Here is a 12,452-nt window from a genome sequence, read left to right on the forward strand (position 1 = left end):
AAGAGAAATTCAAATAGAGTAGTTGGGGTGAATAGGAATGGGGAAAGCGCATATAGAAGGTCAAGAAATGATCGTTGTCCTAGATTTTGGTAGTCAATATAATCAATTGATTACAAGAAGAATAAGAGAATTTGGAGTATATAGTGAGTTGCATCCACATACCATTACAGCTGAAGAGATTAAGGAATTAAGCCCTTCAGGAATCATTTTCTCAGGCGGCCCTAATAGTGTATACGACGAAAATGCATTTGGCGTAGATGAGAAAATATTCGATTTAGGACTTCCTATTTTCGGTATTTGTTATGGGATGCAATTGATGACCCAGCATTTTGCCGGAAAAGTGGAAAAAGCAAAGCATCGTGAATATGGAAAAGCAGCAATTAATATTGAAAACAACTCTAAATTATTTGCTGACCTTCCAACAGAACAAATCGTTTGGATGAGCCATGGTGATTTAGTTGTTGAAGCACCTGCTGGATTTACAATTGATGCAACGAGCGCTTCTTGTCCGATTGCTTCGATGAGTAATGAAGAAAAAGGATTATATGCTGTTCAATTCCACCCAGAAGTTCGTCACTCTGTATATGGAAATGAATTATTGAAAAACTTTGTGTTCGGTGTTTGTGGCTGCAAAGGTGACTGGTCAATGGAGAACTTCATTGAAATTGAAATGGAAAAAATTCGCCAGACGGTCGGCGACAAAAAAGTTCTTTGTGCCCTAAGTGGTGGAGTAGATTCTTCTGTTGTTGCTGTGTTGATTCATAAAGCTATTGGTGATCAATTAACCTGTATATTCGTAGACCATGGACTTCTTCGCAAAGGCGAAGCGGAAGGAGTAATGAAGACTTTCACAGAAGGCTTTAATATGAACGTCATTAAAGTAGATGCGAAAGAACGCTTTATGTCTAAGCTAGAGGGCGTAAGTGACCCTGAGAAAAAACGTAAAATTATTGGAAATGAATTCATCTATGTGTTTGATGATGAAGCAGCAAAATTAGAAGGAATTGATTTCTTAGCACAAGGTACTCTTTACACAGATATTATTGAAAGTGGTACAGCTACTGCACAAACCATTAAGTCCCATCATAATGTAGGCGGACTTCCTGAAGACATGCAATTCCAATTAATTGAACCTTTAAATACGCTATTTAAAGATGAAGTACGTGCTCTAGGTTCTGAGTTAGGAATAGCTGATGATATCGTTTGGAGACAGCCATTCCCTGGCCCTGGTTTAGGGATTCGTGTATTAGGTGCTATTACAGAAGAAAAACTAGAAATCGTCCGTGAATCAGATGCCATTTTACGCGAAGAAATTAAAAAAGCTGGCTTAGAACGCGATGTATGGCAATACTTTACTGTCCTTCCTGATATCCGCAGTGTTGGAGTAATGGGAGATGCGCGTACGTATGATTATACAATCGGAATTCGCGCAGTTACTTCTATCGATGGAATGACATCTGACTGGGCAAGACTGCCATGGGATGTACTAGAAGTGATTTCTACAAGAATCGTTAATGAAGTAGCCCATATTAACCGCGTCGTGTATGACATTACTAGTAAGCCACCTGCGACGATTGAGTGGGAGTAAGAATACAACTTAATTTGAAGAGGGAACACCGATTTATAAGGGTTTAACCTTGTTAAAAATGGTTAAATACCATATAAAATAATATGGTTCCCTGCCAAAAACCCTACCAAGAAAAAATTTTGGTAGGGAATTTTGCTTTTTCATTGAATTTTGGTAGGGAACATTTTCTGTAGATAACTTGGTTATATTATAATAAATATCTCTATGTATAATGTTATTCCGTAATTAGCTTATAATCATCATAATGACCACAATAAGCAGAAGAATTAAGTATATTTTGGAAAAGAGTTTGTCAGATAACTTTTGAGCCCAAGACCTTCCAATAGGTACGCCAACAAAACCACCGATTGTAAACCCGATTAGCGCAGGTAGGTATATAAACCCTAGAGTTGATGAAGGCATTGTATCTATCTGCCTTCCTGTAATTAAATAAGTAAAGGTTCCAACGATAGCAATTGGCAGACCTAATGGGGTAGCTAGAGCTACAGAATGTATCATACGCATACCTCTATTTCTAAGGTAAGGAATTGTCATGGTACTTCCGCCAATACCTAACAAGGTTGAAAGAAATCCAATGCCTATTCCAATAAAAGATGCTGAACTTTGCTTAGGCATATGAAATGATTGGTCATCAATCTCTCTGGTGAATGATTTTTTGAAAATGTTTGAAACCAAAACGTAAATTAAGAGACCAATGAACGCAAACCTAAGGAAATCGCTATCAATATAGACTGCAAGCATACCACCTATTAAAGAACCTATTGAAATATACCCTACTAATAGTTTGAAGACTGACCATGTCACATTGCCTTTTTTCGCATGATTATATGTTGAATTGAATGAATTAATAATCATAACTGCTAATGACGTACCAATAGCTGTATGCATTAAATATTCGCTTGGAATCGAATCTGGTAAAAATGCAAATAGGATAGGAACTACTACGAATCCACCCCCAAAGCCAAACATACTTGATAGAATTCCAATAATAACACCGATTAATGCAAACATTAAAAATGATAATTCCACTAAAAATCATCCCTCTTTACTTATATTAATTAAAAATCGTTCTTGGTATCAATATAATGGTACCATACTACAAAGAGATGCTGGGCTAATTCAAGCTGTTTGTACATTTATTGAATTTCTTGAGAAAAGAAGGTGGAAATATAGAGGAATAAGAATAAGTACTGGTATGCAATATTGCTTTATCGGAAAAAACGGATCATTATTTCATGCAATTGAATACTCAAGAATGCGTTGATTCAAAAAGAAGTAAGTATCCACCGGCTCTACCAGTGGATACTTACTTCTTTTAGATGTTTTTCTACTAGATAAGCTGTTTCCTCAATTGATTTATCTGTTACATCAATCACATAGGCGTTATGCTTTTTAAATACTTGCTTTGAATACTCTAACTCTTCATAAATTCTTTCTAAATTTGTATAACTAGATGAGTGACTCAACCCTAAAGAATCTAAGCGATTACTTCTGATTCTGGATAGGTTTTCTGGATTACAAATCAAGCCGATTATCTTCTGTCCCTCTACCTCCTCTAAAATGGAAGGTAAGGGAACTTCAGGTATAAGTGGTAAATTCGATACCTTATACCCTTTATTGGCTAAATACATACTCAATGGAGTCTTGGAAGTACGAGAAACACCGAGTATTACAGCATCAGATTGAAGAAATCCTTGTGGGTTCTTTCCATCATCATATTTTACTGCAAATTCGATTGCTGCTATTTTATTAAAATATTCTGTATCTAGCTTATGTACAATACCAGGTTCTTCTATTGGGGTAGAACCTGTTTTAGATTTAATAATCTCAAAAAAGGGATTCATTAAATCCAAGTAATGTAACTTTGTTCGATTGCTGAAATCTTTAGCGACATTAGCTAAATGGTTATCAACTAATGTGCTAACTACTACTGCATCATCTTTTACCGCGTCATTTAATATATCAACTAACTCTTCTTCCTTGTTAACAAAAGAAAAACGGTAGCTGTTGTTGAATACTAAATCTGGAAATTGAGCAGTAACGGCTGCTAATAATTTTTGTGATGTTTCCCCTATTGAATCAGAAATGGTATATACAATGATTTCATTTTTCATAAAAAATCTCCTCTATCCATTTAATTCTGCCTTTCTTGCCTGTTGAATAATGAAATTTAATATTCTAGTTTTAGTGATTTTCCCAATCACTTTTCTTTCATTTTCATCATCCACAACAGGTAATGAGTCCACCTCAAAATCTTGAAGAATACTTGCCGCTTCTAAGATGTCCATGTCTTTTTTACAAACTTTAATATGAGGTACGCGAGTCATACAGACCGCTACAGGTGTCTGATCTATATTCGTATTTAATGAGGCTCTTAATAAGTCCTTTCTTGATAAAACCCCTAATAAAAGTTTTTCTTCTCCAGTGACATATAATGAACCTACATCATACATAAATAAAGTTGTTATAGCATCTCGAATGGAAGTATCTTGATTAACCATTAACGGCGGCATCATTATCTCATTTACTTTTGTATTAAAAGTTTTAAAATAGAAAAATTTTTCTAAATCTGATCCCGAATAGGTGTACCCAATTTTGGGGGTAGCTTGTAAGATTCCGACAAGCGTTAAAAAAGATAAATCTGATCGCAGGGTGGCTCTAGATACATCCAATAAATCAGACACTTTTTCTCCACTTACAGGTTGATATTCTTTTACTATTTTAATAATTTTTTCTTGTCTTTCACTTAGTTTCATTATTATCTCCCAAAAAATAGATAGTTTAATTAGATAATAGGATTATCATCATTATACATCTATTATACATCGATAATTTAATTATTCAACTTTAATATGTGTGTTATTTTTCGTATTGACAACTATATATGTGTCATATTAAAGTGTAAATAAAGTTAATGTGATACATATTTGAAATATGGAGGTAGACGATGGCAAAGTTGATTTATTTTTTCGAGGAAGGCAGTAGTAAAGACAAAGGATTATTAGGCGGCAAAGGGGCAAATTTAGCTGAAATGACTCGTTTAGGTTTACCAGTGCCAGCAGGGTTTACGATTACAACGGAAAGCTGTATGAAGTATCTAGAAGAACCATCCTTTTTTGAAGATTGGTTAAAAAAGGATGTTTTGGAAGCGGTTATAAAATTAGAGGCAGAGACGAAAAAGTCTTTTACAGGTGATGAAAATATTTTATTAGTTTCTGTAAGAAGTGGCGCAGCTTTTTCCATGCCAGGTATGATGGATACGATTCTTAACTTAGGATTAAATGATCTACGAGTTCAATCTTTAGCTCGATTAACTAGTATGGATTTTGCATTTGATTGTTATCGAAGATTATTGCAAATGTTTGGTGAAGTAGTATATGGCATAAATAAGGATAAATTTAATATACGACTCCAAAAAATGGAAAAACACTTTAGCAAAACAGCTGCAGATTTTCAAGAAAAGGAACATTTGCAAGTAATTGAGTCCTTTAAAGAGCTATATATAGAAAACGAGAGGGTCTTTCCACAAAATCCAATAGATCAATTATTGGAAGCTGCTAAAGCTGTTTTTAAATCATGGAATAATCATCGAGCAAAGGTTTATCGCGAATTACATGAAATTCCTCATCATTTAGGAACGGCAGTAAATATTCAATCAATGGTTTTTGGGAATAGCGGAAATGAAAGCGGTACAGGTGTTGTGTTTACAAGGAATCCTGCCACTGGCGAAAATAAATTGTTTGGTGAATTTCTGCTAAATGCTCAAGGGGAAGATGTGGTAGCGGGTATCCGTACACCAGAATCTATCGAAGCATTACAGCAAGTCCTTCCGGAAGCATATGCAGATTTTAAAAGATATGCCAATATACTAGAACAGCATTATAAAGATATGCAAGATATTGAATTCACGATTGAAAATGGGAAATTATTTATTCTGCAGACAAGAAACGGAAAGCGGACGGCTAAAGCGACACTGCGAATTGCGTTGGATTTAGTTAAGGAAGGATTAATTACAAAGAGTGAAGCCTTATTACGTATTTCACCTGGAACGATTGATCAGCTAATCCATCCTATTTTTGATCCGCAGGCTATTCAAAACGTCGAATTACTGGCAGAAGGTTTACCGGCCAGTCCTGGCGCAGCTACCGGCGCCATTGTTTTTACTTCGGAAAAAGCTAAAGAATGTCATGCACTTGGCCAGAAAGTAATTCTTGTGCGACAAGAAACTTCACCCGAAGATATTGAGGGTATGATTGTCAGCGAGGCTATCGTTACAAGTCGAGGAGGAATGACTTCGCATGCAGCAGTTGTTGCCCGAGGAATGGGAACTTGCTGTATAACAGGATGTGAAGCATTAACTGTCAATGAAGAATTGAAAACAATCACTTGTGGAGAAAGGATTCTGACGGAAGGTGACCTTCTCTCTGTAGATGGTACTGCTGGTAAATTGTACTTGGGCGAAGTCCCTACTGTTGTAGCGGAAAACGACCAGAATTTAGAGCTTCTTCTTTCTTGGGCTGATGAATATGCTGATTTACAAGTACGCGCGAATGCTGAGACAGTTCAAGATTTAACAACGGCTATCGAGTTTGGAGCATCTGGTATAGGTTTAGCGAGAACGGAGCATATGTTCTTTGGTGAAGAACGAGTGCTGGAAATGCGTCGTTTGATATTAGCGGAGAATAAAGAAGAAATCAGAGAAGCATTAGACAAATTGCTGGCCTTCCAACAAGAAGATTTTTACCAGATGTTTCAAGTTGTTGAAGATAAACGAATGGTCATTCGCTTACTAGATCCGCCTATGCATGAATTTCTGCCTAGTGACCTAAATGAAATGAAGCAGTTAGCGGTAAAGTTAAATAAACATCCATCGATTGTTGAAGAGCAAATTAAGAGGCTGCAAGAAACGAATCCAATGTTAGGCCATCGTGGCTGTCGTCTAGGAATAACAGAACCACAAATTTATCAAATGCAAGTAAAGGCTATCTTCCATAGCGCAATCCAGTTAACAAAAGAAGGATATACTGTCTTTCCTGAAATTATGATTCCTCTTGTGGCAGAAAAAGAAGAACTGGCCTATGTGAAGGCATTTTTAATAGAAACAATTGAAAGTATCTTTGTTAATCATCAAATGGAGCCTTTTCCGTATGAAATCGGAACAATGATTGAATTACCACGTGCCTGTATAATAGCTGATCAACTTGCTCAAGAAGCCGATTTTTTTAGTTTCGGTACAAATGATCTTACACAAATGACATATGGTTTTTCTAGAGATGATATTGGGAAATTTATTCATTCATACAAAGAGAAGAATGTTATGGTGAATGATCCTTTTCAAACTCTCGATCAAAATGGAGTAGGGGAATTAATTAAATTAGCAGTAACGAAAGCACGACAGACTAAAGAAAACTTGATGATTGGTATTTGTGGAGAGGTTGGCGGAGATCCTAAATCGATAGCTTTCTTCCGAAATATTGGTATCGACTATGTTTCTTGTTCACCATATCGTATTCCTGCTGCTCGCTTAGCTGTTGCCCATGCAAGTATAAATAAATAAATATTTGTTAGAAAGCGAACGATTATTAATTTTTAATTATAATTGTTCGCTTTTTGTATTGACGAGTATTCGTCAAGCTGATAAACTGGATTTACAACTGAAAAAGATTTTACTCGTATAATATCGGGGAATACGGCCCGAAAGTTTCTACCGAGCTACCGTAAATAGCTTGACTACGAGGTAAGTGTATATAGGGAATCGTAATGAAATCATTTTTATTTTATTAAGTAATTTGCCCTTCCTATATAACACAAACCCTTAGTCAACGCTCCTTAATCGTAGGAGTGTTTTTTTGTTTTAGTAGATAATTAAAGCATTATGAGAGGGGAAAGATCAATGAAGAAGTTTTTCAAATTTGAAGAACTAGGCACAAATTACCGCAAAGAATTTTTAGGTGGTTTCACTACATTCCTTGCGATGGCTTATATTTTAGCGGTAAATCCATTTACATTATCATTAGGGGATGTAGCTGATCTTCCTGATGCGCTGCGTATGGACTATGGAGCAGTGTTTGTTGCAACAGCTCTTGCTGCTGCTGTAGGTTCTCTAATTATGGGTATTTTCGCTAACTATCCTATTTCATTAGCGCCAGGATTAGGGTTAAATGCATATTTTGCTTATACCGTTGTTTTAACACAGGGACATCCATGGGAATATGCGTTAGCGGCAGTATTTATTTCAAGTGTATTTTTCTTATTGTTAACAATCTCTGGACTTCGTGAGAAATTAATTAATGCTATTCCAGTAGAATTAAAGCTTGCGGTTGGCGCAGGTATAGGGCTATTTATAACGTTTATCGGATTGCAAAATTCTAAAATTATTGTTGATAACTCAGCGACACTTGTCCATATTGGTGATTTAACTAACCCAAGTACATTGCTAGCGATATTTGGTATTTTCATTACTATTATTCTTATGGTTAGAGGGATTCATGGCGGTGTATTCTATGGAATGATCATTACAGCAGTAGTCGGCATGATTTTCGGTGTAATTAATACTCCTTCTGCTGTGGTATCTGCTGTGCCAAGCATTGAACCGACATTTGGAGCATTATTCTCTGCGCTTGGTGATCCAGGATTTTATACACAGAGCATGTTAGTGGTCGTTTTAACATTTTTATTTGTAGACTTCTTTGATAATGCGGGCACATTAGTTGCGGTTGCTAATCAAGCAGGACTTATGAAAGAGAATAAATTACCAAGAGCAGGAAAAGCATTATTCGCAGATTCCATTGCTTCTATGGTAGGTTCTATATTCGGTACATCTACCACAACCTCTTTTATAGAGTCTTCAGCAGGTGTAGCCGCTGGTGCTCGTACTGGGTTTGCGGCAGTAGTGACAGCAGGATTCTTCTTACTATCCTTGTTCTTCTTCCCACTATTGGAAGTAGTCACATCAGCAGTTACAACACCAGCTTTAGTAGTAGTAGGTATTTTGATGGTTTCGTCCCTTGGTAAAATTGATTGGACAAAGTTTGAAGTGGCTGTGCCGGCCTTCCTTACTATTGTTGCGATGCCTTTAACATACAGTATTGCGACAGGTATAGCAGTAGGATTTATTTTCTATCCAATCGTAATGATTGTTAAAGGTCGTATCAAAGAAATTAATCCAATTATGTACGTATTCTTTGTTATCTTTGCATTGTATTTTGTCTTCTTGCAATAGCAGAAAGGGATTTAGAAATAAAAATAGTGTAAGATTTTATGAGTTTGAGAAAGTATATTTTCTTAGTAGGAAGAGGATATCCCTTTTTGGGTATCCTTTTTCTCATTTTTTCGTTGACTTACTATAAAGACTTTAATAACATTGAGTTACCGAGATGTCTGTCGAAGTGGGGAAATAAGTATGCCTAATTTACTAATAAAGAAAGCGCTGAATAATAATGTGCTCATTGGAGATCATCCGACCTATGGAGAAGTAGTGCTTATAGGAAAAGGTATAGGCTTTAATCAGAAAAGCGGAGATTATATTGATATTAGTGTTGTGGAAAAGTTATTTGTCTTAAAGGATGAAAAGGAGCAGAGCAATTATTTAAAGCTTCTTCCTCAAGTAGATAATGATTTATTAGATGTTATAGTATCATCTATTGAATTGATTAAAAACAAGACAAATGCAAAGTTGAACGAGCATATTCATATAGCGTTAACAGATCATATTATGTTCGCTTCCTCGAGAGTTTCGAACGGACTAGTATTAAATAATCCATTTTTGATTGAAACAAAGGCGTTGTACCCGTTTGAGTATTCAATAGCTGAAGAGGTTGTAAAATTAATAGGAGAACAAACAGGGCTTCAATTACCAGTGGGTGAAATCGGTTTCATCGCTTTGCATATTCATAGTGCCATGATGAACAAAAATTTATCAGAAGTTAATCGGCATTCACAGTTAGTCACACATCTAGTGAATTTAATAGAAGATCAACTAGAAACGAAAATTGATAAAGATAGCATCGATTATATGCGCCTTGTTAGACATTTGCGTTTTGCGATTGAACGGGTCAATACAGGAGAAAAAGTAGAAGAACCAGAAAAAATAACATTGCTATTGAAGAATGAGTATCCCCTATGCTATAATCTTGCGTGGAAGCTCATAAAAGTAATGCAACAAGTACTTAAAAGGCCAGTCTTTGATGCAGAAGCGGTATATCTGACAATGCATTTACAAAGACTTCAGAAAAAAATTAAATAGGTATTATCTTATCAACGTGTTACTGATTCGATCAGGCATGAGTGAAAAAGATGGTTGAGTTAAATGTTTTAGGGTAACCTACCCTTGAAGGTTTTTTTCAATCTCTCTTTACTCATGCCTTTTTTGTTTTTTTACTCTTGATTGAGAAAGCTTTTTGAGCCGAAAAATAACTTAGGAGGATTATGAAATGTTTAAAAAGATTTTTGGTGTTTTACAGAAAGTCGGTAAAGCACTTATGCTCCCAGTAGCTATTCTTCCGGCTGCCGGTATCTTGCTTGCATTTGGTAATGCACTGCAAAACCCAACACTACTAGATATTGCACCGTTTTTAAATAATAGTGGTGTGGAGATGGTTGCATCTGTAATGGAGGATGCAGGGAACATTATATTTGGTAACCTTTCCTTACTATTTGCTGTCGGAGTTGCCGTTGGTTTAGCTGGCGGTGAGGGGGTTGCTGGTTTAGCAGCTATTATTGGATTCCTTATTATGAATGTTACAATGGGTACTGTTCTAGGGATTGATGCGAAGGACTTAGAAGGCAGTACAGAATATGCAGCTGTTTTAGGGATACCTACTCTTCAAACCGGTGTGTTTGGTGGTATTATTGTTGGTATTGTTGCTGCCTCGATGTATAACCGTTTCTTTGAAATTGAGTTACCATCCTATTTAGGATTCTTTGCTGGAAAACGATTTGTTCCAATTGCGACAGCTGCAAGTGCTGTTATTTTAGGATTGATCATGATTGTTATTTGGCCGCCAATACAACATGGATTAAATGTTTTCTCTGAAAACATGTTAGGTGCTAATTTAACTTTATCAGCATTTATTTTTGGTTTAATTGAAAGATCATTAATTCCATTTGGTTTACACCATATCTTCTATTCTCCTTTCTGGTTCGAATTTGGTAGTTATACTACGAAAGCAGGAACAATTGTAAAAGGTGACCAAGCTATCTTTATGAGCCAAATTAAAGATGGAGTTCAAAATTTAACGGCAGGTACATTTATGGTTGGTAAATTCCCATTTATGATGTTCGGGTTACCTGCAGCAGCCCTTGCGATTTATCATGAAGCTCGTCCAGAGAAAAAAGCAATTGTTGGTGGATTAATGGGATCTGCAGCATTGACTTCTTTCTTAACTGGTATTACAGAACCGCTGGAATTCTCATTCTTGTTTGTAGCTCCAGTATTGTTTGGAATTCATGCTGTTTTTGCGGGTTTATCCTTTATGACAATGCATTTATTAAATGTAAAAGTAGGAATGACATTCTCTGGTGGTTTAATCGATTATGTGTTATTCGGTTTAATTAATCCGCAAACAAATGCATGGATTATTATTCCAGTAGGTTTAGTGTTCGCGGTTATTTACTATTTTGGTTTCCGTTTTGCGATTCGTAAGTTCAATCTTAAAACACCTGGTAGAGAAGACGAGACAGAAGAAAGTGACAGTAGTTCAACAGGAGCAACTAGCGATCTTCCGTACGATGTGTTAGAAGCAATGGGGGGACAAAACAATATTGCCCATTTAGATGCGTGTATCACTCGTCTTCGTGTATCTGTTAATGATATTAAGTCTGTTGATAAAGATCGTTTGAAAAAACTCGGTGCTGCTGGAGTGCTTGAAGTAGGGAATAATATTCAAGCTATCTTTGGTCCTCGTTCAGAAACGATTAAAGGTCAGATGAGAGATATTATGAGTGGGAAAAGACCACGTCCTGCTGCACAACCATCTATGGATAAAGAAGTACAAGAGCAAATTGAAGAGGTAAATCCAAGTGCCATGCAAAGTAATATAACAAGTGAAGATTCATTTGTTGCTCCTATTAAAGGAGAATTGGTTCCTATTACAGAGGTACCAGATGCGGTATTTGCAGGCAAAATGATGGGAGATGGCTTTGCGATTATTCCTTCTGAAGGAACGGTTGTTTCTCCTGTTGATGGAAAAATCGTTAACTTATTCCCAACGAAGCATGCTCTTGGAATTTTAGCCGACAACGGTCGTGAAATTTTAATTCATTTTGGTATTGATACAGTTAAATTAAAAGGGGAAGGCTTTGAAACACTTGTGTCTGAAAATGATCAAGTGAAACAAGGACAGCCTCTGTTGAAAGTAAACCTTGACTATATTAAAGAAAATGCAACAGCAACGATTACTCCAGTTGTGTTTACGAACTTAGCTGAGGGTGAAGCTGTACAAATTAATAAACGTGGTAATGTGGAATTTAAAGAGGAAGATGTAATAACCATTACTAAGTAATAGAATATATAGAAAAAACTCGGTCTCTTGATCGAGTTTTTTCTATATTATAATGAAGTTTTTTACGAGAGATATGATGTGTTAGAAAAAATCACTTATTTTAAGTTATATTCTTTTGGAATAATAATATTCGAAGATATTGTTAAGAGAGATGTTAAAATAGCAGGTGGTTTTTATTTTTTAGTATTATTTATATTTATTATTGACTAAACTATTAAAAGTTGATATTATATATAAACAGCCTTGCGAATGCTGTTGATTCATTTGAATTGATAGTGAAATGAAAAAAAAATATTAAAAAAGTAATTGACTTATTTAGCAAAGGTTGATATGATATAAAAGTTGCTTTTGATAGCAATAAT

At 35.8% G+C, this 12,452-nt stretch carries 8 protein-coding genes and 1 riboswitch; of the genes, 5 read left to right on the forward strand and 3 right to left on the reverse strand.

What is annotated here, in order from left to right; translation table 11 throughout:
* The first annotated feature begins 37 nt into the window (after nucleotides 1–37).
* Complete coding sequence (gene guaA / locus BCI01S_RS23440) at nucleotides 38–1,588, forward strand: glutamine-hydrolyzing GMP synthase (RefSeq protein ID WP_061801241.1); 1,551 nt, start codon at nucleotides 38–40, stop codon at nucleotides 1,586–1,588.
* Nucleotides 1,589–1,813: 225 nt separating this feature from the next.
* Here guaA and BCI01S_RS23445 read toward each other — a convergent pair whose 3' ends face one another.
* The 3 genes from BCI01S_RS23445 to BCI01S_RS23455 form a co-directional block, all read right to left on the reverse strand.
* On the reverse strand, nucleotides 1,814–2,599 hold the full coding sequence (locus tag BCI01S_RS23445) for a sulfite exporter TauE/SafE family protein (RefSeq protein WP_152680031.1): 786 nt from the start codon (nucleotides 2,597–2,599) through the stop codon (nucleotides 1,814–1,816).
* 281 nt (nucleotides 2,600–2,880) lie between these two features.
* Complete coding sequence (locus tag BCI01S_RS23450) at nucleotides 2,881–3,702, reverse strand: pyruvate, water dikinase regulatory protein (RefSeq protein ID WP_047943385.1); 822 nt, start codon at nucleotides 3,700–3,702, stop codon at nucleotides 2,881–2,883.
* A 12-nt stretch (nucleotides 3,703–3,714) separates the two neighbouring features.
* Nucleotides 3,715–4,344, reverse strand: coding sequence for a CBS domain-containing protein (locus BCI01S_RS23455; RefSeq protein ID WP_047943386.1), 630 nt, complete (start codon nucleotides 4,342–4,344; stop codon nucleotides 3,715–3,717).
* Nucleotides 4,345–4,535: 191 nt separating this feature from the next.
* On the opposite strand from BCI01S_RS23455, the gene ppdK reads away from it, so the two are divergent.
* The 4 genes from ppdK (at nucleotide 4,536) to ptsG (ending at nucleotide 12,090) form a co-directional block, all read left to right on the forward strand.
* Nucleotides 4,536–7,145: a pyruvate, phosphate dikinase gene (gene ppdK, locus BCI01S_RS23460; protein WP_061801242.1), complete on the forward strand. Its 2,610-nt coding sequence runs from the start codon at nucleotides 4,536–4,538 to the stop codon at nucleotides 7,143–7,145.
* A gap of 93 nt (nucleotides 7,146–7,238) precedes the next feature.
* Nucleotides 7,239–7,341, forward strand: a riboswitch (purine riboswitch).
* A 140-nt stretch (nucleotides 7,342–7,481) separates the two neighbouring features.
* Complete coding sequence (locus BCI01S_RS23465; RefSeq protein WP_061801243.1) at nucleotides 7,482–8,810, forward strand: NCS2 family permease; 1,329 nt, start codon at nucleotides 7,482–7,484, stop codon at nucleotides 8,808–8,810.
* Nucleotides 8,811–8,990: 180 nt separating this feature from the next.
* Entirely contained in the window at nucleotides 8,991–9,833 is an 843-nt protein-coding gene (gene glcT, locus BCI01S_RS23470; protein WP_047943389.1) for a glucose PTS transporter transcription antiterminator GlcT, read from the forward strand.
* 187 nt (nucleotides 9,834–10,020) lie between these two features.
* Complete coding sequence (ptsG, locus tag BCI01S_RS23475) at nucleotides 10,021–12,090, forward strand: glucose-specific PTS transporter subunit IIBC (protein WP_047943390.1); 2,070 nt, start codon at nucleotides 10,021–10,023, stop codon at nucleotides 12,088–12,090.
* Nucleotides 12,091–12,452: the final 362 nt, after the last annotated feature.

Source organism: Niallia circulans NBRC 13626 (assembly GCF_001591585.1).
In the GTDB taxonomy this organism is placed as follows: Bacteria; Bacillota; Bacilli; order Bacillales; family Cytobacillaceae; genus Niallia; species Niallia circulans.